Raw genomic sequence first — 24,518 nt, forward strand, 5'->3', positions numbered from 1 at the left:
CCCGCGTCGGTAGTTACTGGCCTCTAGCCGAAGTACTTCGGCAGGGTGGCCTCGTGGGCTTCGCGGAGCGAGTCCAGCGAGAGGGTGTCCACGCCGTTGATCTCCAACTGTCCGCTGGCTGCGTCCACCACGCCGATGCGCAGGTGCTCGAAGCCGCGGGCGGTGCACATGTCCTTGAAGCGGACTTCCTCGGAGCGCGGAACGCTCACGACGGCGCGGCCCTGGGTCTCGGAGAACAGCGCGGTGAAGAGGTCCACGCCGTCGCGGTCCAGGACATCCTGCAGCGCGATCCGGGCGCCCACACCGTAGCGCAGCGACGCTTCCACCAGGGCCGCGGCAAGGCCGCCCTCGGAGAGGTCGTGGGCCGAGTCCACCATGCCGTCGCGGGACGCGTTGATCAGGATCTCGCCCAGCGCCCGCTCGGCCTCGAGGTCAACCTTGGGCGGCAGACCGCCGAGGTGGCCGCGCAGGTTAGACCATTCGGAGCCGTCCAGCTCTGCCGCCGTGGTGCCCAGCAGGTAGATGGCTGCGCCGTCTTCCCGCCAGCCCGACGGCGTGCGGCGGGCAACGTCGTCGAGCTTGCCCAGCACTGCCACCACCGGGGAGGGGTGGATCGGCGTGGTGCCAGTCTGGTTGTACAGCGAGACGTTGCCGCCGGTGACGGGGATGCCCAGCACCATGCAGGCGTCGGAGAGGCCGCGGATGGCTTCGGCCAGCTGCCACATGACGTCCGGGTCCTCGGGGGAACCGAAGTTCAGGCAGTCGCTGACGGCCATCGGCACGGCGCCGGAGGTGGCTACGTTGCGGTAGGCCTCGGCCAGTGCCAGCTGGGCGCCGTGGTACGGGTCAAGGTAGGTGTAGCGGCCGTTGGCGTCGGTGGCCAGGGCAACGCCCAGGCCGGATTCCTCGTCCACGCGGACCACGCCGGCGTCGTCCGGGAACGCCAAGGCGGTGTTGCCGCCGACGTACCGGTCGTACTGGTTGGTGATCCAAGACTTGTCGCACATGTTCGGCGAAGCGACGAGCTCCGTGACGGCCGCGGCCAGTTCCGCCGGGGCGGAGGGGCGGCCGGCGTCCTGGGCGGACCCGGTGAAGGAGTCGGCCTGGAGGGCGTCCTGCCACTCGGGGCGGGCGAACGGGCGGTCGTAGACCGGACCGTCGTGGGCCACGGTGCGCGGGTCGACGTCGACAATGACTTCGCCTTCCCACGTGATGATCAGGCGGCCGCTGTCGGTCACCTCACCCAGCCAGGCGTACTCCACGGCCCACTTGTCCATGACAGCTTCGAAGGCCTCGACGTTCTCGGGCGTCACCACGGCCATCATGCGTTCCTGCGACTCGGACATCAGGATCTCGCCCGGGGTCAGTGTGGGGTCGCGCAGCAGGACAGAGGTCAGTTCGACGTTCATGCCGCCGTCGCCGTTGGAGGCGAGCTCGGACGTGGCGCAGGAAATGCCCGCGGCGCCGAGGTCCTGGATGCCCTCAACCAGCGAACCCTTGAACAGTTCAAGGCAGCACTCGATCAGGACCTTTTCGGCGAACGGGTCGCCCACCTGGACCGCAGGCCGCTTGGACGGCTTGGTGTCGTCGAAGGACTCGGAGGCGAGCACCGAGGCGCCGCCGATGCCGTCGCCGCCGGTGCGTGCACCGAACAGGACCACCTTGTTGCCCTTGCCGGAGGCGTTGGCCAGGCGGATGTCCTCGTGGCGCATGACGCCCACGGCTAAGGCGTTGACCAGCGGGTTGCCCTGGTACACGGAGTCGAAGACCATCTCGCCGCCGATGTTCGGCAGACCGAGGGAGTTGCCGTAGCCGCCGATGCCGGCGACCGCGCCGTGCATGACGCGGGCGGTGTCCGGGTGGTCGATGGCGCCAAAGCGGAGCGGATCCATCACGGCAACCGGGCGGGCGCCCATCGAGATGATGTCGCGGACGATGCCGCCGATGCCGGTGGCGGCACCCTGGTACGGCTCAACGAACGACGGCGAGTTGTGCGACTCGATCTTGAACGTCACGGCCCAGCCGTCGCCCAGGTTGGTGACGCCGGCGTTCTCGCCGATGCCCACCAGCATGTCCTTCTTCATCTCGTCGGTCACCTTGTCGCCGAACTGGCGCAGGTGGTTCTTCGAGGACTTGTAGGAGCAGTGCTCGCTCCACATCACGGAGTACATGGCGAGTTCCGCGCCGGTGGGGCGGCGGCCCAGGACCTTGACGATCTCATCGAACTCGTTCTGCTTCAGGCCGAGTTCGGCCCACGGCAGTTCGGTGTCCGGCGTCTTGGCCGCGTGCTCGACGGTGTCGATGTTGAACTTCTTGGTCTCGGTGATCGAGCTGGGGTCCACACTGGCAGGGTTCCCTGGCCGAGCGTGCGAGGTTAGGGTGCCCGTGGGGCGTGAGATCTCGGTCATTAGTTCGCTCCCACAATCTTGTTCAGTACCGAGGTGAAGAGACCGAGGCCTTCGGTGTCGGACCCGCCGATACCGTCCAGCGACTCGGGGCCGAAGCCCACCTCCACGGCGTGCTCCGGGTGCGGCATGAGCCCCACCACGTTGCCGGCGGCGTTGGAGATGCCGGCAATGTCACGGCGCGAGCCGTTCGGGTTGAAGCCCACGTAGCGGAACACCACGCGGCCCTCCGCCTCGAGGGCGTCGAGGGTCTTTTCGTCCGCGATGTACTGGCCGTCCTGGTTCTTCAGCGGCACCGTGATTTCCTGGCCCGTGGCGTAGTCCCCGGTCCAGTAGGTGCTGTTGTTTTCAACCCGCAGCACCTGGTCGCGGCAGATGAACTTCAGGTGGTCGTTCTTGATCATGGAGCCGGGCAGCAGGTGCGACTCGGTCAGCAGCTGGAAGCCGTTGCAGATGCCGAGCACCGGCAGTTTGGCGTCGGAGTTGGCGGCGTCGATGATCTTGGACATCAGCGGGGCGAAGCGCGCGATGGCGCCGGCGCGCAGGTAGTCGCCGTAGGAGAATCCGCCCGGCAGGATGACGGCGTCAACGTCGCCCAGTTCGGAGTCTCCGTGCCAGAGCTCCACAGGCGTGCCGCCCGCGAGCCGGACCGCACGGGAAGCGTCCCGGTCATCCAGGGTTCCGGGGAAAGTGACGACGCCGATTTTCGCGCCTGCCAAGCGCGGCTCGGCGGCGACGGCGATTGCCTCGCCGATCAGGGGAAGTTCAGTCATCTCAGGCCTCGACGACCTCGACGTTCACGACGTCCTCGATCACCGGGTTGGACAGCAGGGTTTCGGCGGCATCGCGGGCCTGGGCCAGGATGTCCTCGGTCACCTCGCCGTCAACGGTCAGTTCGAAACGCTTGCCCTGGCGTACAGAGCTAAAGCTGGTGAAACCCAGGCGGGGGAGTGCTCCCACGATGGCCTTCCCCTGGGGGTCCAGAATCTCGGGCTTGGGCATGACGTCGACAACGATCCGGGGCATCCGGTAACTCCTGTGCGTGTGCATTGGGTAAGGGCGCAGCGGAGTGGTGCCGTCTCACGCCATTCCTGAAATTGCCTGCCCGGTTCAAATGGCAGGGCATTCAAATGGCATGGTGTGGACGGGCGCTCCGCGAGCTTGCATGCCTATTCTACCGGCCGCAGCGCACCACTTTCGTATCCGGTGCGGCGGACGCCACTGAGCGGGAAGAACGACGCCGGCTCTGGCCCGCCGGGGGCACGCTCAGTAGGATTGCGGAATGGCTGAGAATTCGAAATCCGTCCTGTTGCCTGTGATGGCCGTCGCCGTGTTCGCCGGCCTCGGAAGGATGGTGTTCCAGAAGATCAAAGCCGACCGCGCGGCCCGCCAGAACAATGCCGGCCAGGACCGGGTTGGGCGCCGTGCTGGCCGAGGCGCTGCCGGCGGTGACCGGGTGGCCGGTCCGGTCGACGAGAAGACGCGCCAGTGGATCAGTGAGGTGGTCCGCACGCCCCGGCAGTAGCTCCCGCCAGGCGGCAGCACAGACTTCAACTCGCAGCGGCGGGTGCCCTTTTCGGGCGCCCGCCGCGGCTTTTTGATGCGAGCGTCAAGGGCAGTGACAAAAAAGTAAATTGGTGGATTGTGGCCTATGTCATATACGGCTCTCAGTAGGTACTGTGGGGATCGGTCGACGATTGCTGGGATCGACAGGACCTGTCATCTTCACGTGTCGTTGCCGCCTGCGCCCGGCAATGTAGCCGGGGCTGTTCCTTAGGAAAGGTTCCAACCACTCGTGAAATCAGCAGGAAAAAGCTTATTCCGAAGCCGGGGGGCCGGGAAAGCAGTGGCACTGGCTGTCGGCTTGCCTTTGCTTCTTTCGTCGGTCGGCGCGCTGCCGGCAACCGCGGCGCCGTCGCAGGTTGCGGCGACGGCCGCACAGCAAAAGAACGTTGACCCCAACGACTACTCGGCCGGCCGCTACATTGTGGTCCTGACCGAGAAGCCCGCCGCCACCTACGAGGGCGGCACTCCGGGCCTGCAGGCCACAAAGCCGCGGTCCGGCCATAAACTCGACGCCGACCGGGCAGAGGTACGCAAGTACCAGGCCCACTTGGAGGCGAAACAGGCCGCGCTGGCTCAGAAGGAAAACGTGCAGATCCGCCGCAAATACACGGCGGCACTCAATGGTTTCACCGCCAGGCTTACCGCCGACCAGGCCGTGAACCTTGCCAAGAACCCTGAGGTCCTCGCGGTGGCACCCGATACCCAGCAGGCCCCGGACTACTCCACCACGGACTTCCTCAAACTCAGCGGAGCCTATGGCACGTGGAACAGGCAGTTCGGCGGAAAGGCCGGCGCCGGCAAGGGTGTTGTGGTGGGCGTCATCGACTCCGGCTACACGCCGGGCAGCCAGTTCTTCGCCGGCACTGAGGTTGCACAGCTCAAGGGCAACCCGCAGGTAGGCGTTCCCTACCGCACTGCCGGCGGCAACATCGCGATGCTGAAAGCAGACGGCAGCACCTTCGAGGGCGAGTGCCAAACGGGCGAAGAGTTCAACGGTACGGCCTGCAACTCCAAGGTCCTCAGTGCCAGGTACTTCTCCGACGCCTTCGAGGATTCCGTGCCCAAGCAGGACCGGGCGCCGGAGGAATTGATTTCGCCGGTGGACGTGGGAAGCCACGGAACCCACACGGCAAGCACCGCGGCCGGCAATGCCGACGTGGAAACCTTCGTCGACGGCCGCAGCTTCGGCCTGACCGGCGGCATCGCACCGGCCGCCAAGCTTGCCACCTACAAGATCTGCTGGGAGGACAACGATCCCAACACGGGCGGCTGCTACACCTCGGCCGCTGTCGACGCCATCAACCAGGCCGTACTCGACGGCGTGGATGTCCTCAACTACTCGATCTCGGGCACCACGTCCACCACGACGGACCCGGTGTCCATGGCGTTCCTGTCCGCAGCCTCCGCTGGCATCTTCGTGGCCACCTCCGCGGGCAACTCCGGCCCCGAAGCCAGCACCGTGAACCACGGCGAGCCGTGGGTCACCACCGTTGCGGCCAGCAGCTTCTCCCAGGAGCTGCAGGGCACCGTGGAGTTCTCCGACGGCAGCAAGTTCCGCGGCGCCAGCATCATGAACCGTGAAGTTTCCGGCGCGGGCGTTGTGCTCGCCGCCAGTGCAGCATCCGGACAGGCCGCCGACCCTGCACTGTGTGCCCCAGGCTCCCTCGACCCGGCCAAGATCGCCGGCAAGGTGGTGGTCTGTGACCGGGGCGTCTACGACCGGGTGGCCAAGAGCGCCGAAGTTGCGCGGGGTGGCGGGGTGGGCATGATCCTCGTGAACCTGGCCGCGTCATCGCTCGACGCCGACAAGCACTCCGTCCCTACCGTGCACGTGAATCCGCCTGCCACGGAAACCATCAAGGCCAAGGTGACGGCGAACCCGGCCATCACGGTCTCGCTGGTCAACAAGGACACCACGGGACTGCCCGCAGAGGCGCAGCCGCAGATCGCCGGTTTCTCCTCCCGCGGACCGCTCCTCGCTACCGACTCTGACCTGCTGAAGCCCGACGTGGCCGCACCCGGCGTCGCCGTCCTGGCCGGTGTTTCTCCGATCGGTGCCGCCGGCGACGACTTCGGCTTCATGTCTGGCACGTCCATGGCGTCGCCCCACGTGGCCGGCTTCGGTGCCCTCATCCTGGGCAAGAATCCCACCTGGTCCCCGGCCGCCGTGAAGTCGGCCATGATGACCACCGCCAGCGACGTCAAGCTCGCAGACGGCAGCAAGAACACGGACGTCCTCGCCACCGGCGCGGGACAGGTCGACCCCGCCCGCGTCCTGGATCCGGGCCTCGTGTACGACGCCACCACCGACGATTACCTGCGGTTCATCCAGGGAACCGGCATGGACCTTGGCATGCCCGGGCTTGGCAGCACGCGGTCCCGCGACATGAACGTCCCGTCCTTCTCGCTCGGAAACCTGGCCGGCAGGATCGAGGTCACCCGGACGGTGACCGCCCTGACACCGGGTGTGTACAGCGCGAAGGCCAGCGTGCCCGGAGTGAAGGTCACGGTGACGCCGTCGGTCCTGTCCTTCAGCGCGGCGGGCGAGAAGCGCACGTTCAAGGTGGCCTTTGAAAACCAGAGCGCCAAGCTGGGCGAGTTCGCCGCGGGTTCCCTCACGTGGCAGGGTGCCAACAAGACCGTGACCTCACCCATTGCGGTGCGGCCGCAGTCGGTGGTTGCGCCCAAGAACATTGCGTTCACCTCCCAAGGGGCCAACGGTTCCGGGAACATCGGCATCGTCTCGGGGTCGAACTCGCGCACGAACGTGACACTCGACGGCCTGTCGAAGGCGGACTCCTCGGCCATCGAGCTCGTACCCGGTCCCTTCCGGTACGAGGCCGACGCCTCGAACTTCGTCAAGACGGTGGAAGTTCCGGCCGGCGTGCCCCTGGCCAAGCTGTCCGTGATTTCCGCGGATGAGAACGCCGACTTCGACATGGTGGTGGTCACGCCGGACGGGCAGGCAATTGTGGTCGCCACGGCCTCGGCGAGCGAGTCTGTTTCGATTCCGAACCCTGCTGCCGGTACCTACCAGATGTTCGTGAATCTCTACGACAGTCCCAACCAGCAGGCCACCAAGGCCTCGGTGGATGCTGCGGTCCTCGGGGCGAATGAGGGCAACGCCACCGTGACTCCTGATCCGGTCCGCCTTGCGAACGGGCTCAGCGGGAAGCTCGCCCTCACCTGGAAAAACCTGGCGCCCGGCTCCTACATCGGGCGGATCACCTTCGACGGGGCCAGCGCCCCGACGTTCGTGAGCGTCGTGGTGGCGGAGGGCGGCGCCGTCGCGGTTGCACCGGCTTCGGAAGATCCGAAGAAAAAGAAGGAACGGGGTAAGGTCCAGAACCAGGACCTGACGCGGTCACCGGATAACTCCATCTAGGAAGGTCCCGGAACGCGGCTCCCGAAGGGGCCACACAGCGAAGGCCGGCGGGCATAGCGCAAATTGCCAAAGTCCCGCCGGCCTTCGCCGTGCCATCCCTCTGTTCGAGCACCTGGGGGCAGCGCAGATCTCGCCGGGCTCAGATGGCGCCCGTGGACCCTGCCACCCCGCCCAGCAGCGGGGACAGCGCCCGCCAGCGGGCAATTTCACAACCGTCCGTCATGGAGAACCGCGAGTTCACCGTGCGGCCGTTGAAAATGCCGGTGACCACGGCCACCTGGGGGCCGCCGTACTGCTGGGTGCACAGCCTGGGCGGGCCCGGTTCGGGGAAAAAGATCCGTTCGCCGAAGCGTGCGACGGCGGCAATCGCCGCCGCTGGATCCGGCAGGGTTGATTCCACCAGTAGGCCGGAACGGCTGACCAGGACAAAGATGTGTTCGGGGCCGCCCGGGGCGTGGGTGAGGGCGACGGTCAGTTCAAGGTCTGCGTCCGGAGGCAGGGCCACGTCCGGGCCTGCGCCCGGGAACGGAGGTGTGCCACTCATCGTTCGGTCTCCGTTCCGAGGCTGCCGAAGAGCGGCGCGAGGGCGGCCATGAGCCTGCCGCGCAGCTCCTGGGCTTCCGCCGAGAAGGCTCGCTGCTGCTCCACGTAGGCAGCCTTGCCGTCGGGGGTCTCAATCGGAATGGCGGGGTAACCCCAGTCCGTGAGGTCGTAGGGGGAGGCCTGCATGTCCATGGCCCGCACCCGCCAGGACAGCTCGAAGCAGTCCATGACGAGTTCGCTGGGCAGGGCAGGGGAGAGCTTGTACGCCCACTTGTAAAGGTCCATGTTGGCGTGCAGGCAGCCGGGCTGCTCCATGGTCCGCTGGTTCTCCCGGCTGGGGGAAAGCTCGTTCAGGGGCACGGCGTCGGGTGTGTAGAACCGGAACGCGTCGAAGTGCGAGCAGCGGATCCTGTTGTCCTCGACCACCTTGTCCGTGCCCGCACCGCCGAGCCGCAGCTTAAGGTACTCGTGGCGCAGCTCGAACTTCTCCTGCCGGTAGACCATGGCCCACTCGTGCAGGCCGAAGCAGCCGAACTGCGCCGGCCGCGCGGCCGTTCCGGCCAGAATGATCCGGGCAAACAGGACGGCCTCGCGCCGTTCGGCCAGGAACGACTGACGGTCGAACACCACCGCGGTACTGCCGGGCGGGAGGCCCGCGCTGGCCAGCTCACCGCCGTCGAGCGCTTTGTAGAATTTCCAGTCCTTGCGGGCAGCCGCCTCCGTTCCGGAGAGGACGGCACCATCGCCGGGATGCCAGCGCAGCAGCTGGCCGGGCTTTTGCGTGTAGTACGTGAAGAGGAAGTCCTCCACGGGATGCTTCCGCCCCGCGGAGCGGCGGGCAAGGTAGGGATCGGCGTAACGGCGCACCCGGCGCACGTGAGCGGCTTCCCGTCCCCGCCAGTCAGCAGATGAGAGGACCTGGGCGGCGGGGATCGTCAATGCAGTACCTGCCACGGTGCTAGAGAGCCCCGCCTGCAGCACCGAGGATGTCCTTGGCGGCGTTCCAGGCTCCGATCTGGCAGCCGTCCCGCAGGGCGAAGGAGGCCTCCACAGGAGTGCCATTGACTTCGCCCGTCACGGTGGCCACCTGCGGCCCGCCATACTGCTGCGTGCAGGAGATGCCCTTGGACGGCGCCGCGGGGTTCACGATGGCTGCGTTGTCCTTCAGCGACGCGCAGGCTGCTGCGGCGGTGGGGTGCTGGCTTTCGGCCATTGGCGCGCCGCCCTTGCAGACCAGCGTGTAATTGGCGGCCTTTCCGTCCTTCGACGCTTTGACCGTGATGGACAGTTCGGCATCGCCGGCGCCCGGTCCGGACGGCAGGGGAGAAGCGGCAGGGGGTGCGGGCGCCGGGACGGTCGTTTCGGCGTCGGGCGGTGTGGAGCCTGGCGCCGGGGTACCGGGAGTGCCGGTGCCGGGGGTTTCTGTGCCCGGTGTCTCGGTGCCCGGTGAAGAAGTCCCGGGCGATGGCGTCCCCGGCGAGCCGGTGGTGGTCCCGGGGGTGGCCGAAGGCTGGCCGGTTCCGGTGTTCGGGGTGCAGGCTGCGAGACCGCCCGTCGCTGCGAGGGCGAGCAGCACAGAAATCAGTTGCTTGCGCATGCCGGGTCTCCTCAAGTTTTTCCCATTCTACCGTCGGGGCCCCGGGCCGTCCGGTACAGCCGGATAACGGTACCCGGCAATTGCTAACGGAAGGGTATCGATTCTTGGGGGCGTCCGCGGTATCTTTCTGACATCAACGGGTGCGCGGCATAACCAAATAGTGATGACGCCCATGGGGGGGCAGAGCGTCCAGTTCGTGGGACCAAAGGTCTACAGGTCCTGAACCAAGGAAGGCATCCCCATGATCCCTCAGCAATCCACTGCCCGCCCCGGACACGGCAGTAGGCTGCCGGCCATCTTCGCCGTAGCCCTTGCCATGGTCATCGGCCAGGGCCTCGCCGGACCGACGGCGGCGGCTCCAGTAGCTGCATCGGCGCAGCCGGCTGCTCTCCAGCCAATCGCCGCCCAGCCGGCGGCGTCGCCGCTCGACGACGGCCACTACATCGTGATGCTCAAGGACAAGCCGCTGGCCACCTACTCCGGTGGCGTCCCGGGCATCCCGGGCACGGCGGTGCCGAAGGGCAAGAAGCTGAACCCCTCCGGCCCCAACTCCCGCAAATACGATACTCATCTCAGGGCCAAGCAGCAGCGGGCGGCGGCATCCAAGGGCGTGACCATCAACAGGAGCTACACCCTGGCCCTCAACGGGTTCAGCGCTGTACTTTCCGCGGCGCAGGCCAAGGCGCTCGCCGGTGACAGCAGCGTGCTGGCCGTGGTCCCGGACGGCATGCGCAAGCCGGACTACTCGAGCACCGACTTCCTTGGACTTCCCGGCGGCAACGGCGTGTGGGACCAGCAGTTCGGCGGCACGGGTGAGGCGGGCAAGGGCGTCGTCGTGGGCGTGGTGGACACCGGCTACACGCCCGACAACCCGTTCTTCGCGGGGGACACCGTTGATCCGCTGTCCGGCACCCCGGACGTCGGCGTGCCGTACCGCCTCCAGGGCAACGTGATCGCAATGCGGAAGGCCAACGGCGGAACTTTCGTGGGTAACTGCGTGGCCGGCGACGGTTTCGACGGCACGGAATGCAACAGCAAGGTCATCGGCGCCAGGTTCTACGACAAGGCCTACAAGGCGGCGGTCCCCCCGGAATTCCGGTCCCCGAGTGAGAAGTTCTCGCCGCTGGACGTTAACGGCCACGGATCCCACACGGGCAGCACCGCAGCCGGCAACAGTGACGTCACCCAGACGGTAGGCGGCCGGGACTTTGGCAAGAGCTCAGGCGTTGCGCCGGCGGCCAAGATTGCCGTTTACAAGGTCTGCTGGGAAGGCTCCATTCCTGAGGCTACCGGGTGCGTTGAGTCGGACATTCTTAACGCCATCCAGGATGCCGTCCTCGACGGCGTGGACGTGTTGAACTTCTCCATCTCGGGAAACAACAACTCCACTGTCGACGCCGTTTCGCTCGCGTTCCTGAACGCCGCGGCCGCAGGGATCTTTGTGGCCGCCTCCGCCGGCAATTCCGGTCCGGTGGTCTCGACCGTCAACCACGCCGGACCCTGGATCACCAGCGTGGCCGCCTCGACCTTCGACAACACGCTGCGCGGAACCGCGGAACTGTCGGACGGCAGCAAGTTCGCCGGCGCAAGTGTCATGGGCAGCGAGGTTGACTCCAAGCCGATCGTGCTGGCCGTGGACGTGAAAGCGGCCGCAGCGCTGGCTACAGATGCGGCGCTGTGCGCGCCGAACTCCCTGGACCCGGCCAAGGTTGCGAACAAGATTGTGGTCTGCGACCGCGGCGTTGTGGCACGCGTTGACAAGAGCGCCGAGGTCAAGCGCGCCGGCGGTGTGGGCATGGTCCTGGTCAACCTGACGCCGGGCTCCCTCGACGCCGATCTGCACAGTGTCCCCACGGTCCACACAGGCGACCCGAAGATCAAGGACCTGGTGGCGGCAACTCCGGGCATGACGGCAAACCTCAAGGCGACCGACACCACCGGAGCCGAGCCCCCGGCGGTGCCGCAGATTGCCGAATTCTCCTCGCGCGGACCCACCCTGGCATCCAACGGAGACCTGCTCAAGCCTGACGTTGCGGCTCCTGGCGTGGCAGTGCTTGCCGCTGTTTCGCCCATAGGATTCAAGGGCGAGAATTTCGGCTTCCTGTCCGGCACGTCGATGGCATCGCCGCACATCGCCGGCTCGGGAGCCCTGCTGCTCGGCAAGAACCCGCAGTGGTCCCCGGCCGCCGTGAAGTCAGCCATCATGACTACGGCCTACGACCTGGTCAACGCGGCCGGCGCCAAAGTGCATAACGTCTTTGCCCAGGGCGCCGGCCATGTTGATCCCGCCCGGTTCGACTCCCCGGGACTCGTTTACGACGCCGGCATCAGTGACTGGATGGGCTTCCTCCAGGGACAGGGAATCGACCTTGGCGTCGCCCCCATCGCGGCCAAGGACGTCAACCTTCCCTCGGTGGCACTGGGAGCCATGTCCGGCAGCCAGACAGTCACCCGGCGGGTCACGGCGGTCACGGCGGGAACCTACCAGGCAGCGATCACCCTTCCGGGCATTACGGCCACTGTCAGTCCGGCAGAAGTGACGCTGGCGGAGGGTGAAAGTGCCACGGTCACCATCACGTTCACTACCGCTGGGGCGCCGCTGAACGCGTACTCCACCGGATCCCTGACCTGGACGTCAGGCGACAACACTGTCCGTTCACCGGTGGCGGTGCGCCCGGTGCCGTAGTGCAGTTGGTCCAAGGAGCGCAGTTGGTCCAGGACGGACGACGCCGGGACTCACCGCTGGTGGTGAGTCCCGGCGTCGTGCGTGGACCGGTTGAAAAGCAAAAGGAAGTCAGCCATGGGCGGAGCCTGTGGCGGCAATCAGGTCCATCATGGAGCTATGCAGGCTCTCCACCTGGTCCCGGCTGAGGCCCAGCTTGGCCATCATGGTCCCGGGAACTGCCGTGGCCTGCTGGCGGAGGGCCGCCCCTTGCGGAGTCAGGTCCACCGCCAGGGCCCGCTCGTTCCCCTCCACGCGCCTGCGCGTGATGAGGCCGGCCGCTTCCAGGCGCCGGAGAAGAGGGGAGATGGTCGCGGGCTCGTGCAGGAGGGCCTGGCTGATATCGCGGACGGTGCGCGGGCTGGCCTCCCAAAGGCACAGCATGACCAAGTACTGGGGATGGGTGAGCCCCAGCCTGTCCAGCACGGGCTTGTAGGCGCCGACGACGCTGCGCGAGGCGACGGTCAGGGCGAAGCACAGTTGCCGTTCCAGAAGGAGGTCGTCCTGCTCGGAAGCGGGCATTGCGGCTGGTCCGGCCGTGCCGGCGGCCGGGGATTTCGGGCGGGTGGTGATGAGCATCCCTTTCAATCGTTAGTGCACTAATCATTAGTGTATCCTTGATTGTGGCAGTAGTCGTGGAATGGAGTGGACACCGTGGCAAAAGAGAACGGCGCGCAGCGGTTCATGCGGGCAACCGGCAAGCTCAGGGCGGTTTTTGGCCCCGCCAACAGGAGTTCGCTGGTGCACGACATGACCGAGGAGAACCGCAAGCTGCTCGCGCAGCGCGAGGCCGAGACGCAGCAGTGGGAGACCGTCCGCCGCCCGGACGGCAGCACCTACGTTGTGCCCCGCAACCCCGACGACAAGTCCCTGCGTTAGCCGCCAAGGGCCGGGCCCGGCGGCCGGGCCCGGTGCCAGCGGCCAGGCTGTACCGGCCGGGGTTCTTTTTGGGGGTCCCGGCGTAAAATAAGGGCACTGGCAGTCGAAGGGCAGACGCTCTCCGCCTTCAAGCAGGGAAGGGGGTGGGACTTGTGGCACACGTGCTCAGTGGCTTTATGAACCTGACAGACAGGCTCCGGTTCGTATTCGGCCCTGCCGCCGTCGGCGACTCAGCCACGCCGGTGGTTCACCTGCATGACGATTATGAGCATGCTTCCGAAAACGATCTGGCCCAGTTCGAAGTCGAGACCGACTCGGAAGGGCACCACTATGCTGTCCGCAAGGGCGACCTGGATAAGTGACAACGCCTTCAACGAAGTAAAGAAGCCCCGGTGCGCGTGAGCGCACCGGGGCTTCTGTCTGCACTGACTCGCAGTGCCTGACCGGGACCCTTAGCGGCCGGTGCCTCCGTAGACGGTGGCAACGGCTTCGCTGTCCAGGTCGAATGCCTTGTGGATGGCGCGGACCGCGTCATCGAGCAGGTCTGCATGGGTCACCACGGAAATGCGGATTTCCGAGGTGGAGATCATGTTGATGTTGATGCCCGCTGCGGAGAGGGCCTTGAAGAACGTGGCGGAAACGCCAGGGTGGGAGCGCATGCCGGCGCCGATCAGCGACAGCTTGCCGATCTGCTCGTTGTACTCGATGCTTTCAAACCCAATTTCAGCCTGCGCTGCACGGAGGGCGGCAAGGGCGTCGGCGCCCTCGACGATGGGCAGCGTGAAGGAGATGTCCGTCCTGCCGGTGCCGTGCGTGGAGACGTTCTGGACGATCATGTCGATGTTCGAGTGCGCGTCCGCGATGACCTGGAAGATCGCGGCTGCCTTGCCGGGGATGTCCGGAACACCTACAACGGTGACCTTTGCTTCCGAGCGGTCGTGTGCAACACCGGAGATGATTGGCTGCTCCAAGGCAACTCCCTCTTGAGTCGTGATCTTGTCATCGGCGCCGGGCAGGACCCAGGTGCCTTCGTTCTGGCTGAATGAGGAACGGACATGCAGTGGCACGCCGAACCGCCGGGCGTATTCGACGCACCGGAGGTGGAGGATCTTGGCCCCGGACGCGGCAAGTTCCAGCATCTCTTCGCTGGAGATGCGGTCGATCTTCTGGGCTGACGGCACCACTCGGGGGTCCGCCGTGTAGATGCCGTCAACGTCGGTGTAGATCTCGCAGACGTCAGCCTCGAGGGCGGCGGCAAGGGCCACCGCCGTCGTGTCCGAACCGCCGCGGCCGAGGGTGGTGATCTCGTTCGTGGAGCGGCTCATGCCCTGGAACCCGGCCACGATGGCAATGTGGCCCTTGTCCAGGGCCGTGCGGATGCGGTGCGGATCGACGTCAATGATCCGGGCCTTGCCGTGGATCCCGTCCGTGATCATGCCGGCCTGGGAACCCGTAAAGGACTGCGCGGAGGCGCCGAACTTGTTGATGGCCATGGCCAGCAGGGCCATGGAGATGCGCTCACCGGCGGAGAGGAGCATATCCATCTCGCGGGCCGGGGCTGAGTCGGTGACCTGGCCGGCAAGGTCAAGGAGTTCGTCGGTGGTGTCACCCATCGCGGAGACGACGACGACGACTTCGTTGCCGGCCTTCTGGGCGTCGACCACGCGCCTGGCCACGCGCTTGATGCCGTCAGCGTCAGCCACCGACGAGCCGCCGAACTTCTGCACAATGAGCTGCGTGGTGGCAGCAGCATCTGCGGGCAGCTCCTGCCGCCGCGGTTCGGTTTTCACATCGGTACTGGGCATACTCATGCGTGCACCCTCACTGGATCAAATTGGAGTTCTGGAGGCCAAGCGTCCTTATGGCACGGCGGCATACCCAGTTTATCGCCGTGGCCCGCCCGCTGTGGAATTGTGACCGTTGCGGTCAGCTGAGGGCGTTCCGGCGGCCCTCGAAGGCCCTGCCCAAGGTGACTTCGTCGGCGTACTCGAGGTCGCCGCCTACTGGCAGCCCGGAAGCGAGCCGCGTTACTGCGATGCCGATGGACTGCAGCATGCGCGCCAGGTAGGTGGCCGTGGCCTCGCCCTCCAGGTTCGGGTCAGTGGCGATGATGATCTCCTGGACGGCGCCATCGCTGAGCCGGTTGAGGAGTTCGCGGATCCGGAGCTGCTCCGGGCCGACGCCGGCGATTGGGTTAATGGCACCGCCGAGCACGTGGTAGCGGCCCCGGAATGAGCGGGTGCGCTCCACGGCCAGCACATCCTTGGACTCCTCCACGACGCAGATGACGGAGGGGTCGCGCCGCGGGTCGCGGCAAATGTTGCACAGTTCCTGCTCGGTCACGTTGCCGCAGGCGGCGCAAAACTTGACCCGTTCCTTGACGGTGGTGATGGCCTCCACCAGCCGCTTCATGTCCTGGGGGTCTGCCTCCAGGATGTGGAACGCCAGGCGCTGCGCCGACTTCGGTCCCACGCCGGGAAGACGTCCGAGCTCGTCGATCAGCTCCTGAACTGCACCCTCGTACACTTTTTCCTCGATTGCTTGGTTGAAAGATGGCCGGCGCCGCCAGACGGGGCACCGGTACGTCACGGGGCGAGCTGCCCGGCCCTTGGGTTCCCGCTCCGGGCTGGAGCTACTTCAGGGCCGGGTTCCGCGGCCTAGTACCGGGGCGCCAGGGGGCTGCCGTCCAGTGACCGTTCTTCGATGAGCTTTCCGCCCAGAATACGCTCGACAGCGGCACGGCCAAAGACGCCCGACTCCTCGATGGTTTCGTCATCCGCGCTGGGGATGTCCTGCACGTATGGTGCCGGTTCCTCGGTGCTCCGCGCGGGCGCCTTGGCCCGCCCAGCCTCGGCCTCCGGGCTGTTGGAGAGCCTCTGGTAGAGGCTCAGTTTGCCCCTTGCGGGAGTCTCGGTGGCAGGCTCCGCCGCCGGTGCAGCGGTGCGGGCAGCGGCAACTGAAGGGCCGGCCAGTACCGCCGGTCCGGCTTGAACCGCGGGCCCTGCCTGCACCGTTGGTCCTGCCGGAACTGCTGGGCCGGAGGCGAATACGGGCACGCGGACCGGGGCGGCCTCGGTGGCAGCGGTGACGGCGGGGGCGCGGACGCCCTGGTTCGGGGTGGGTGCTCCGTACTCGTGGCCGGCAGCCGCCGCGGCGGATGCCATGGCGTAGGCAGGCTCGAACTCCGGGGCACCGCGCTCGGCTGTTCCCGGGGTGCTCTCAGTAGCGGCGATTTCAGCTGGGCCACTCACAGCCGGGCCACTCACACCTGGCCCACTCACTCCCGGGCCGCTTTCAACTGAGGTGCCCCCACCTGGGGTGCTGGACAGCTGGCTTCCCCCGGCGTCCCCGCCGGCGCGCGGCAGCTGGGCGGCTGCCGGCGGGTACACCGGTGCAGCGGAGCCGCTCGACTCCTCGTCGTAGTCCATGTCAACCGCGGCCGGGTTCTTGCCCACGTTGCTTTCGGAACCGAGAGCCCATACGCCAGGTGTCTGCTCCACAGCACGGGACCACGGATCAGCCGAGGTGTCTGGAGCAGGCTGATGCTCCGCCTGCGCCGGGGGTGTCGTTTTTGCACGGATTTGCGCAGCCGGGGGTGCGGACTCGGCAGGCTGGTTTACCGCCGGTGTCTTTATCTCCGGCGCCGACGATGGCGCGGGGCTGCCCTGCCACTGGCGCGATGGCTCCCAGTCCATGGGAGGCTCTTCATCCAGCGGAGGTGCGTCTTCGTCGAGTGGAGGACCCCAGTCGTCATCCGGATAGGAGTAGTCGCCGGCCTGCTGCTGAGGTCCGCGTGCCGCCTCTTGCTGCGCGGCAACGGACGGCGCGCCGGACGCCTGGGCGGGCACAGGCTGCGGGGCCGGCTGCTGGGGGACTGCGGACGGTTCATTGCGCGATGCTCCCGCCGCGCTGCCGCTGCCGGCAGGGGCGGCGGGCGCCGATGGTGCAGGTGTGCTGGATGCACCAGTAGCGCTTCCCACGCCAGCGGGTGCGGCGGTGTCCGACCGGGATGCGGTGATGGTGGGTCCTGACCACTGCGGCGCGGACACCGCAGGGGCCTCCGGCGAAGACGCAGGGGCCTGCGGCGAAGACGCAGGTGCGTGCCCTGCCGCGGGTACGGTGGACGAGCCCGTCGACGCCGGAGCCGGGCCAGTTGCCGCAGGGCGGGCAGGGGCGGGCTCCGGGTCTCTGGCGCCACCTGGGGCAGGGGCCAGGCCCCAATCAGCGTCGGTGGTGGTAGCCGGAACGTCCCGGCTAGTAGGCGCTTTTGGGTTTGGCTCAGAGCTCGCTGAACTGCCGGCGCCTGCCACCGCGGTGATCTGGCAGTCGATGCCGATCGTCTTGTGGATGGCCTGGCGCAGATTCTCGGAGTGGTCCGCCCGGCCGAATGCACCGGCCAGCCCGGAGGTAGTGAAGACGAGCGTCAGGACCTGGCCGTCGAATTGGCCAACTTGGGCGTTGGGCTCCACGAGTGCCCAGGTGCTCCGCTTAACTTTTGTCAGCGTCTGCAGGACCTCGGGCCAGGCGCGGCGGAGTACCTCGACGTCGGCATGCGCCCCGGCGGAAGCTGCCCCGGCGGCGGCTGTGCTGGCAGAGCCTGCGCTGGCAGAAGCTGCCTTGGACGGGGGCTGGGTGTGGGATTGCGGCGCGGGAGCGGCCGGGGCCGCCGGTGCGGCAACATGCTCTGGGCCTCGGGCCTGTTGGGGCGGGGCCTCGTGGCGTTGGGCCTCTTCCGGCCTCGGGGCGGATTCCGGGGTCTGTACGGGCGCGGGACGCTGGGCGACGAAGTCCCGTCCCTGGCCGTCGTGCGCGTCCGGGGCGGGGCGGTGGCGCGCGGCGGCGTCATCCATAGGCCAGTCGCCAGTGGTGATCCGTGGTGCGGCCAGGGCTTCCCGTTCGGGCGCGCCCTGTGCCGAGGATCCTTCGCGTCCGGGTGCGTCCTGCGCCGCGGGTGGGGCCTGGATGCTGGGTGGGCCCACCTGCGACGCGCTGGACACGGGAGCTGCCTCGGCCGGAGCGGCAGGAACTGACGCCGAAGCTGCCGGAGCATGGGAGGCCGAATCGTTCTGGACAGGAGCGGCAGGCGGAACAGACGCGGAGGGCGCAACCGGAGCAGCCGCAACCGGAGCAGCAGGAGCCGGCGTGGCTGCCCCCGGAGCCGGCGCGACCGCAACTGCAACCGGAGCACCGGCGTCGGATCCGGCGTAGTTCAGGCGGCGCTCCACACGGTCGATCCTCGCGGCGATACCGCGTTCGGTCTGCTCGGAACTGGGCAGCAGGATGCGGGCGCAGAGCAGTTCCAGGTGTAGGCGCGGCGACGTGGCACCCGTCATCTCCGTCAGCGCGGTGTTGGTGACATCGGCGGCGCGAGACAGCTCAGCCGCACCGAGATTGTGTGCCTGGCTCTGCATCCGGGCGATCTGGTCGGCCGGCATGCCGCGGAGGATGGCCTGGGCGCTTTCCGGCATGGCCTGCACGATGATGAGGTCGCGGAAGCGCTCCAGGAGGTCCTCCACGAAGCGGCGGGGATCGTGGCCCGTCTGAATGACGCGGTCCACAGCGCGGAAGACCGTGGCGGCGTCGGAAGCGGCGATTGCTTCGACAACGTCGTCCAGAAGCGAGGCGTGCGTGTAGCCGAGAAGTGCCACGGCGAGCTCGTAATCGAGGCCGTTAGGTCCGGCGCCTGCCATGAGCTGGTCCAGCACGGACAGCGAGTCCCGGACGGACCCCGCTCCGGCGCGGATCACCAGCGACAGCACTCCGGGGGCCACCGGGACGTTTTCCTGGTGGCAGAGCTGCTCGAGGTATGCCATAAGCGGTTCAGGCGGCACCAGCCGGAACGGGTAGTGGTGCGTGCGCGAGCGGATGGTCCCGATGACCTTGTCCGGCTCGGTGGTGGCGAAGATGAACTTGATGTGTTCCGGCGGCTCTTCGACGATCTTCAGCAGGGCGTTGAAGCCCGCCGAGGTGACCATGTGCGCCTCGTCAATGATGAAGATCTTGTAGCGGTCCCGCACCGGCGCGTAGGTGGCTCGTTCGCGAAGGTCGCGGGCGTCGTCCACGCCGCCGTGGCTGGCAGCGTCAATCTCGATGACATCGAGGGAGCCGGCTCCGCCGCGGGCAAGTTCGACGCAGCTGGGGCAGACGCCGCACGGGGTGTCCGTGGGGCCCTTCGCACAGTTGAGGCAGCGGGCCAGGATGCGCGCAGATGTGGTCTTGCCGCAGCCACGCGGGCCGGAGAAAAGGTAGGCGTGGTTCACGCGGTTCTTGCGCAGCGCCGTCATCAGCGGGTCCGTGACGTGTTCCTGCCCGATAACGTCCGCGAACGAGTCCGGGCGGTACCTGCGGTAAAGGGCAGTTGTAACAGTCACAGGGAAAACCTACCTATAGGGACTGACATTAAATAAGAGACCCCTCATGCACCCGCCAGAGCCCATCTACCCTTGCTACCTTCCGGTCCTGGGGGAGTTCAACAGGATGACGCCACATGAGGGGCCGTCAGATACTTTACCCGAACTTTGGGCGTGGCCCGAATCGGCACCGCTTGGGCAGTGGCGCGCACCGCCGTCGTCTTATCGGTGTCCGTTCACTGGCCAGCTCATGAACGCCGGCTCTTCGTAGGGGTGGGCCCGGCGCAGTCCCTGCACGACGGCGTCGAGCACGTCCTCCTCTACGATGCACTCGACCCGGATCTCGGAGACTTCCTCTGGCCTGCCCGGGATGCCGATGTAGGGTCGCGCTCCGGGCAGGGGGGTAAAACGTCCAGTACCCGGCGCCGTGAAGGAGCAGTGCGAGTAGTGGCCCAGCCGGCCGGCGCCGGCGTCCCCGATGGCGGTGAGTACCGCCTCGACGTGGGAATAGGGAACGTAAATCACGAGTGCGTGCAGCTGGGACATGCGACCATTTTCGGCCGATTGGGAGATGCCGGAAAGTTCAGGTATCCTAGTATCTGCTTTTGGTTCAAGAGCAGCTGGAGAATTCGCCTAGCGGCCTATGGCGCACGCCTGGAACGCGTGTTGGGTTAACGCCCTCGGGGGTTCAAATCCCCCATTCTCCGCCATTGGGAAACCCGGTTCTGACATCGTCAGGACCGGGTTTTCTGCTTCCTGCCCCCGGTTGCTGGAGGGAGTTGCGTCACGCCCAGCCGCCGGAGCCGCTCGCGGGCGGCCAGTTGGCTGGGACTGGCCGGACCCAGTGCGAGGCGTACGACGGCGAGAGTCGCCCGGGCGGCCGACCTCACCGGCAGCGGCAGGGGACCAAGCCGGGCAGTCCGCAGTCCGAGCAGCCGGCGGTAGTCGGGGTCCAGGCTCAGGACGGCGGCCGCGAACAGCACCCGGTAACCCGGTTTCAGCAGGGGGTGCAGAGGCGGGTTTCTGATGAACGCGACTGTCTCGGAGACCCGTTCATCACAGCGGAGAGTGCCTTCGGCAGACCATTCCGCGAGCTCCCGGACGAGGGCGGCCTTGCTCTCCGGCGGGGACTCCACTCCCATCAGCCTGCCCGCCTGCGCCCATTCACGCACGTAGGCATCCGGGCCGCCCGGAATGGGGCCGGCCCACAGCTCATGAGTGCGGAGAAACGAGTCCGTGAACGTGATGTGCACCCAGCGGAGCAGCTCAGGATCGTTGGCGGAGTACTTCTGGACGCCGCCGTCGCCGTCGACATACTTGCCGTTAACGGATTCGTGCAGCCGGACCACCCTCGCGGTTGCCGCCCGGGCCTCAGCCGTTGACCCGTACGTGAGGGCGTGGATCCACGCAGTGGTCCGGGCCAGCCGGCCCAACGTATCCTCACGGAAATTTGAATGATCGTGCACTCCGGCGAGGACTGCGGGGTGAAGTGTCTGCATCAACAGGGACCGGATGCCGCCGACGATGGTCGGCACGCCGCCATGGACGGTCCAGACGGCAGAACCGGGGAGGAAATACCCGGGGTCGTCGCCCTGGGCAAATTTCCGGGACCAGTCCGGCTGCGCATCCGGGCTGCCGGTGAGCGTGCGTTTCAGTTCCGCCTGCCATTCCCTCAGGAAAGTCCGCATATTTCATTCTCGCGCGCCGAGGCGGGCCGGTTAAGTGGAGGAGCCGCCTCATTTTCTGTCTGTGCCCCGGGCACGCACGATGAGCCAGACATCCAAGTACCCCGCGGCCAGTACCAAGGCAGCACCCGTTAAAAGCCTATGGATCCATACCGGCTGATCCCCCAGTTTTAGGGGTTTCGCGGCTCTTGAGCCTGTGGCCACAATGGAGGACACGCTCGTCGAGATACGCGCTTGGCGGGTACTGATCCAGGAGAATTCTGTGGCAAATCATGGGGGACGCAAGCACGCACCGAGGGTGATCGGCCCGGGCCGGATCGCCTTGCGGAGCCTGTCCGCCGCGGTGGTTGTCGGCTTCTCCGTCTTTGCCTTCGGATTCCAGGGACCGGCCACGACCATCCAGCAGCCCGTGGGTGCTGCCGTTCCCCTTGCGCCTCCCTCGGGAGTCGTCGGGCCGGAGCTCCTCGATCCCGACACCGCACCGCCCGGGTACCCGGTCAGCGGGTCGGGCATCGCTGCCCCCGCGAAGGCCGCCACCGGACACACCGTGTCCAACTCCAAAGCCAAGGCAACCAAGACAGGCGCCGCCAAATCTCCGGGCGTGGCCTCCGCAGCGCTGAAGCGGCCCGCAGCCGGCTTCCTCATGGCGCCCTTGGAACACCTCACGCCAACGTCCCCGTTCGGCCTGCGGCACAGCCCGATCACCGGTGAAGCGGGCGAATTCCACTGGGGCCAGGACTATGCGGCCGCCTGCGGCACCCGTGTCTACGCTGCCGACGCCGGCGTGGTCCGGGCCGCCGGCTGGCACCCCTGGGGCGGGGGCAACAGGGTGGAAATTGACCACGGCAACGGCCTGATCACCACATACAACCACCTGCAGGGCATCGCCGTCGAAAAGGGCGACGAGGTCCGGGTCGGCGAGATCATCGCGGAGGTGGGCACCACCGGATCCTCCACCGGCTGCCACCTGCACTTCGAGGTCATCAAGGACGGACAGCACGAGGATCCCCTGGAATGGACCCTGCTGCCCATCCGGCAGACCGACCAGCTGACACCCGCTGTGTTCACCAGCTTCGCAGGCGGAGCTGCCAGCACGTACGGGTGGGCGATCCCCAACATCCCGGGCAACAGCGGGCCGGGCAACACCGACGACGGACTGACGCCGGTCACCGCGGCCGCGCTCGCCAACCCGCCCGCCCGCCCGGCATCAGCGGCGCGGCCCACCCTGGTCTCCAGCGCGTCATCGTCCGGTTCGCCGACTTCCGGTTCGTCGGCCTCCAGCCCGGCAACAGATCCGACAGTTACGGCAAGTCCCAAGCCGCCGGCGCCGAAGCCTCCGGCGACGACCAAGCCTAAGCCGACGCCCACTCCCACGCCGACGCCTACGCCCGCCCCGGCGCCTGCTCCTGCGACGCCGACCCCTACTCCGACGACGCCGACTCCGACACCCACGACGCCAACCACGCCACCTGTTGACCCTGCCCCGGTGGAACCTGCTCCGGTTGATCCGACTCCCACGGAGCCTGCGGTCCCTGCAGACCCTGCTCCGCCCGCCGAACCGGTGGTACCTTCCGCGCCGATCACGAGTTCCGAACCTGCCCCAACGGAAGTTGCCCCCGTCGAGCCGGCTCCTGTACCGGATCCGGTCCCCGCGCCGCCAGCCCCCGTTCCCACATCGGAACCGGCACCCGCGACGTCGCCAAGTGCCGTGCCAACTGGGGATGTTGCCGTGGCCACGGCGAAGGCCACAGCAGAAGCTGTTCCGACGGCGGAGCCCCCGGCGGCGCCGTAGACAGCGAGGGGCAGCCGCAGTCGGGCTGTTCGCTCTCGAGGTGAAACCAGTTGGTCAGGAGGGTCAGGGAATGCAACGAAGGCCAAGGCCGTTGTCATTAGTAACAGCCATGCACCCGGCGAGAGAGCACGATGTGACTTCCCTCCAAACGATTCCGCCGACACCCGACGGAACCCGCCAGGGTATCGGATGCCCTTCGGGCGATGCGGTGCCGGCGGATGCGTCCGCCGACTGCGGCTGTACGGGCTGTACCGGATCTGCTGGGCCGTTGGCGCGCCCAGCGGGGGCGCACGCCGTCGTCGTTCTTTTAGAGGCCCCCAAGCACGGTAAGCCGGGCACGTTCCGGAAGAGTATTCCGCCCGGAACGCCTAGGGGAGGTTTCCCATTTTTCTCTGCAGCAAAACTGCCGGGCGCCTAGCCCAGTCTCCGCCAGATACCGGCGGAATGCGGCAAATCGAAGAATGCGCGGCATATCAATGAAGCGGTCATCCTGTGATGGCCGTGCAAGGAAACGAAAGCGAGGAAGGTAGCCCGAAAGCGGCGGCGGTGTTGTAATTTTTCAACATGCCAACTCCCGTTTCCCCCTAGTTTGCTTTTTATCTGGTTGGATGGAAGGTACTGAGAGGGACACAGGAGGCGCCCCGCTTCCTAACTACCGCGAAGGCAGCAATGGAGCTCATCGAGGCCGAGCATCCCCGGCCACGCCATTTTCTACTCCACCTGAGTGACACCCACCTGTTGGGAGGTCCGGACCCCCTATACGGCGCAGTTGACAGCGAAGCCCGCCTGATCCAGCTCTTCGACGAGGTTCAGGCATCCGGCGCGCGCCCGGAAGCTGTGATTTTCACCGGCGACCTGGCGGACAAAGGCGACCCCGAGGCCTACGCCAAGCTCCGCGCGGTCGTGGAGCCTGCCTGCCGGGATCTCGGTGCCCAGGTCATCTGGGCCATGGGCAACCACGACAACCGCGCCAACTTCCGCGCCGGCCTGTTCAACCAGCACGGCAACGACGATCCCGTCGACCACAGCTATTACGTCAACGGGCTGCGGGTCATCACCATGGACACGTCCGTGCCCGGGTACCACCACGGCGAACTCAGTGACAACCAGCTGGACTGGCTCGCCGGGCAGCTGGAGACCCCCGCGCCGGACGGCACAATCCTGGCCCTGCACCATCCGCCGGTTCCGTCGGTGCTGGACCTGTCCGTGCTCGTAGAGCTGCGCGACCAGGCGTCCCTGGCAGCCGTGGTCCGGAACTCCGATGTGCGCAGCATCCTTGCCGGCCACCTGCACTACTCCACGACGGCGAGCTTCGCCGGCATCCCGGTCTCCGTGGCCTCAGCCACGTGCTACACCCAGGACCTGAATGTTCCGGTGGGCGGCACCCGCGGCCGCGACGGCGGCCAGGCCTTCAACCTGGTGCACGTTTATGAGCACACGGTGGTGCATTCTGTGGTGCCGCTGGGCGCCACTCCCACTGTGGGCGAATATGTCAGCCCCGAGGAGACGGACCGCCGCCTTGCGGCAGCCGGAATCCGCATCCCCGAAGGGGCCAAACGTCCCGTGCTCACCCGGAAGTAGCCAACCCGGCCGG

General features: G+C 67.1%; 19 protein-coding genes, 1 tRNA gene and 1 other RNA gene. 8 read left to right on the plus strand and 13 right to left on the minus strand.

All coding sequences use genetic code 11. The features are described 5' to 3' along the window. Positions 1-23: 23 nt before the first annotated feature. The 3 genes from purL to purS are packed head-to-tail and all read right to left on the minus strand — an operon-like array spanning position 24 to position 3,431. Complete coding sequence (gene purL / locus LFT45_RS03180; protein ID WP_440156710.1) at positions 24-2,408, minus strand: phosphoribosylformylglycinamidine synthase subunit PurL; 2,385 nt, start codon at positions 2,406-2,408, stop codon at positions 24-26. Then, a complete protein-coding gene (purQ, locus tag LFT45_RS03185; protein WP_236806565.1) occupies positions 2,408-3,178 on the minus strand; it encodes a phosphoribosylformylglycinamidine synthase subunit PurQ in 771 nt (256 codons plus the stop codon). Before purQ ends, purL begins: the two co-directional genes overlap by 1 nt. Position 3,179: 1 nt before the next feature. After that, positions 3,180-3,431: a phosphoribosylformylglycinamidine synthase subunit PurS gene (purS, locus tag LFT45_RS03190; protein ID WP_003798434.1), complete on the minus strand. Its 252-nt coding sequence runs from the start codon at positions 3,429-3,431 to the stop codon at positions 3,180-3,182. A 256-nt stretch (positions 3,432-3,687) separates the two neighbouring features. On the opposite strand from purS, the gene LFT45_RS03195 reads away from it, so the two are divergent. Together LFT45_RS03195 and LFT45_RS03200 are read left to right on the plus strand one after the other, a co-directional pair. Then, positions 3,688-3,930 (plus strand): hypothetical protein, encoded by a 243-nt coding sequence (locus LFT45_RS03195; protein WP_236806567.1) that lies wholly within the window; start codon positions 3,688-3,690, stop codon positions 3,928-3,930. Between the two features lie 270 nt (positions 3,931-4,200). Next, on the plus strand, positions 4,201-7,356 hold the full coding sequence (locus LFT45_RS03200) for a S8 family serine peptidase (protein ID WP_442863590.1): 3,156 nt from the start codon (positions 4,201-4,203) through the stop codon (positions 7,354-7,356). Positions 7,357-7,495: 139 nt separating this feature from the next. Here the strand turns inward: LFT45_RS03200 and LFT45_RS03205 are convergent, their stop codons facing one another. Genes LFT45_RS03205 through LFT45_RS03215 form a run of 3 tightly spaced genes read right to left on the minus strand, consistent with a single transcriptional unit; the run spans position 7,496 to position 9,496 of the window. Beyond that, on the minus strand, positions 7,496-7,900 hold the full coding sequence (locus tag LFT45_RS03205; protein WP_236806569.1) for a serine protease inhibitor: 405 nt from the start codon (positions 7,898-7,900) through the stop codon (positions 7,496-7,498). Then, positions 7,897-8,853 carry a 3-methyladenine DNA glycosylase gene (locus tag LFT45_RS03210; protein WP_442863591.1) on the minus strand — a complete coding sequence of 319 codons (957 nt, stop codon included), beginning with the start codon at positions 8,851-8,853 and terminating at the stop codon, positions 7,897-7,899. The genes LFT45_RS03205 and LFT45_RS03210 overlap by 4 nt, the downstream gene beginning before the upstream one ends. A gap of 4 nt (positions 8,854-8,857) precedes the next feature. Then, positions 8,858-9,496: an SSI family serine proteinase inhibitor gene (locus tag LFT45_RS03215; RefSeq protein ID WP_236806570.1), complete on the minus strand. Its 639-nt coding sequence runs from the start codon at positions 9,494-9,496 to the stop codon at positions 8,858-8,860. Positions 9,497-9,737: 241 nt separating this feature from the next. On the opposite strand from LFT45_RS03215, the gene LFT45_RS03220 reads away from it, so the two are divergent. After that, a complete protein-coding gene (locus tag LFT45_RS03220) occupies positions 9,738-12,182 on the plus strand; it encodes a S8 family serine peptidase (RefSeq protein ID WP_236806571.1) in 2,445 nt (814 codons plus the stop codon). A gap of 108 nt (positions 12,183-12,290) precedes the next feature. Here the strand turns inward: LFT45_RS03220 and LFT45_RS03225 are convergent, their stop codons facing one another. Further along, complete coding sequence (locus LFT45_RS03225) at positions 12,291-12,740, minus strand: MarR family winged helix-turn-helix transcriptional regulator (protein WP_236808926.1); 450 nt, start codon at positions 12,738-12,740, stop codon at positions 12,291-12,293. 162 nt (positions 12,741-12,902) lie between these two features. On the opposite strand from LFT45_RS03225, the gene LFT45_RS03230 reads away from it, so the two are divergent. Together LFT45_RS03230 and LFT45_RS03235 are read left to right on the plus strand one after the other, a co-directional pair. Further along, positions 12,903-13,097: a hypothetical protein gene (locus LFT45_RS03230; RefSeq protein ID WP_194718022.1), complete on the plus strand. Its 195-nt coding sequence runs from the start codon at positions 12,903-12,905 to the stop codon at positions 13,095-13,097. 176 nt (positions 13,098-13,273) lie between these two features. Next, positions 13,274-13,459, plus strand: a complete 186-nt coding sequence (locus tag LFT45_RS03235) for a hypothetical protein (RefSeq protein WP_236806572.1) — start codon at positions 13,274-13,276, stop codon at positions 13,457-13,459. A gap of 90 nt (positions 13,460-13,549) precedes the next feature. Here LFT45_RS03235 and LFT45_RS03240 read toward each other — a convergent pair whose 3' ends face one another. The 5 genes from LFT45_RS03240 to LFT45_RS03260 form a co-directional block, all read right to left on the minus strand. Then, positions 13,550-14,908 carry an aspartate kinase gene (locus LFT45_RS03240; RefSeq protein WP_236806573.1) on the minus strand — a complete coding sequence of 453 codons (1,359 nt, stop codon included), beginning with the start codon at positions 14,906-14,908 and terminating at the stop codon, positions 13,550-13,552. Positions 14,909-15,023: 115 nt separating this feature from the next. After that, positions 15,024-15,623, minus strand: coding sequence for a recombination mediator RecR (gene recR / locus LFT45_RS03245; protein ID WP_190604438.1), 600 nt, complete (start codon positions 15,621-15,623; stop codon positions 15,024-15,026). A gap of 131 nt (positions 15,624-15,754) precedes the next feature. Continuing rightward, positions 15,755-19,468, minus strand: coding sequence for a DNA polymerase III subunit gamma and tau (locus tag LFT45_RS03250; RefSeq protein WP_236806574.1), 3,714 nt, complete (start codon positions 19,466-19,468; stop codon positions 15,755-15,757). Positions 19,469-19,500: 32 nt separating this feature from the next. Continuing rightward, positions 19,501-19,597: signal recognition particle sRNA small type (gene ffs, locus LFT45_RS03255), an RNA gene on the minus strand. 72 nt (positions 19,598-19,669) lie between these two features. Next, the gene (locus LFT45_RS03260) at positions 19,670-19,993 is read right to left on the minus strand and encodes a hypothetical protein (RefSeq protein WP_236806576.1); all 324 of its coding nucleotides are present in this window, start codon (positions 19,991-19,993) and stop codon (positions 19,670-19,672) included. Between the two features lie 76 nt (positions 19,994-20,069). On the opposite strand from LFT45_RS03260, the gene LFT45_RS03265 reads away from it, so the two are divergent. Then, positions 20,070-20,157 (plus strand) — tRNA-Ser (locus LFT45_RS03265). A 24-nt stretch (positions 20,158-20,181) separates the two neighbouring features. On the opposite strand, the gene LFT45_RS03270 is transcribed toward LFT45_RS03265, so the two are convergent. After that, the gene (locus LFT45_RS03270; protein WP_236806578.1) at positions 20,182-21,135 is read right to left on the minus strand and encodes an oxygenase MpaB family protein; all 954 of its coding nucleotides are present in this window, start codon (positions 21,133-21,135) and stop codon (positions 20,182-20,184) included. 259 nt (positions 21,136-21,394) lie between these two features. Here LFT45_RS03270 and LFT45_RS03275 point away from each other — a divergent pair, with 259 nt between their 5' ends. Beyond that, on the plus strand, positions 21,395-22,924 hold the full coding sequence (locus tag LFT45_RS03275; RefSeq protein ID WP_236806580.1) for a M23 family metallopeptidase: 1,530 nt from the start codon (positions 21,395-21,397) through the stop codon (positions 22,922-22,924). A 669-nt stretch (positions 22,925-23,593) separates the two neighbouring features. Next, on the plus strand, positions 23,594-24,505 hold the full coding sequence (locus tag LFT45_RS03280; protein WP_236806582.1) for a phosphodiesterase: 912 nt from the start codon (positions 23,594-23,596) through the stop codon (positions 24,503-24,505). The last annotated feature ends 13 nt before the right edge of the window (positions 24,506-24,518 follow it).

It is taken from the genome of Arthrobacter sp. FW305-BF8 (assembly GCF_021789315.1).
Classification (GTDB): Bacteria; Actinomycetota; Actinomycetes; order Actinomycetales; family Micrococcaceae; genus Arthrobacter.

What these genes read in the sequence shown, in the direction of transcription:
- purL (WP_440156710.1), bottom strand. Translation starts at nt 2,408, where the DNA reads ATGACCGAGATCTCACGCCCCACGGGCACCCTAACCTCGCACGCTCGG.
- purQ (WP_236806565.1), bottom strand. Translation starts at nt 3,178, where the DNA reads ATGACTGAACTTCCCCTGATCGGCGAGGCAATCGCCGTCGCCGCCGAG.
- purS (WP_003798434.1), bottom strand. Translation starts at nt 3,431, where the DNA reads ATGCCCCGGATCGTTGTCGACGTCATGCCCAAGCCCGAGATTCTGGAC.
- LFT45_RS03195 (WP_236806567.1), top strand. Translation starts at nt 3,688, where the DNA reads ATGGCTGAGAATTCGAAATCCGTCCTGTTGCCTGTGATGGCCGTCGCC.
- LFT45_RS03205 (WP_236806569.1), bottom strand. Translation starts at nt 7,900, where the DNA reads ATGAGTGGCACACCTCCGTTCCCGGGCGCAGGCCCGGACGTGGCCCTG.
- LFT45_RS03215 (WP_236806570.1), bottom strand. Translation starts at nt 9,496, where the DNA reads ATGCGCAAGCAACTGATTTCTGTGCTGCTCGCCCTCGCAGCGACGGGC.
- LFT45_RS03220 (WP_236806571.1), top strand. Translation starts at nt 9,738, where the DNA reads ATGATCCCTCAGCAATCCACTGCCCGCCCCGGACACGGCAGTAGGCTG.
- LFT45_RS03225 (WP_236808926.1), bottom strand. Translation starts at nt 12,740, where the DNA reads ATGCCCGCTTCCGAGCAGGACGACCTCCTTCTGGAACGGCAACTGTGC.
- LFT45_RS03230 (WP_194718022.1), top strand. Translation starts at nt 12,903, where the DNA reads ATGCGGGCAACCGGCAAGCTCAGGGCGGTTTTTGGCCCCGCCAACAGG.
- LFT45_RS03235 (WP_236806572.1), top strand. Translation starts at nt 13,274, where the DNA reads ATGAACCTGACAGACAGGCTCCGGTTCGTATTCGGCCCTGCCGCCGTC.
- LFT45_RS03240 (WP_236806573.1), bottom strand. Translation starts at nt 14,908, where the DNA reads ATGAGTATGCCCAGTACCGATGTGAAAACCGAACCGCGGCGGCAGGAG.
- LFT45_RS03260 (WP_236806576.1), bottom strand. Translation starts at nt 19,993, where the DNA reads ATGTCCCAGCTGCACGCACTCGTGATTTACGTTCCCTATTCCCACGTC.
- LFT45_RS03270 (WP_236806578.1), bottom strand. Translation starts at nt 21,135, where the DNA reads ATGCGGACTTTCCTGAGGGAATGGCAGGCGGAACTGAAACGCACGCTC.
- LFT45_RS03280 (WP_236806582.1), top strand. Translation starts at nt 23,594, where the DNA reads ATGGAGCTCATCGAGGCCGAGCATCCCCGGCCACGCCATTTTCTACTC.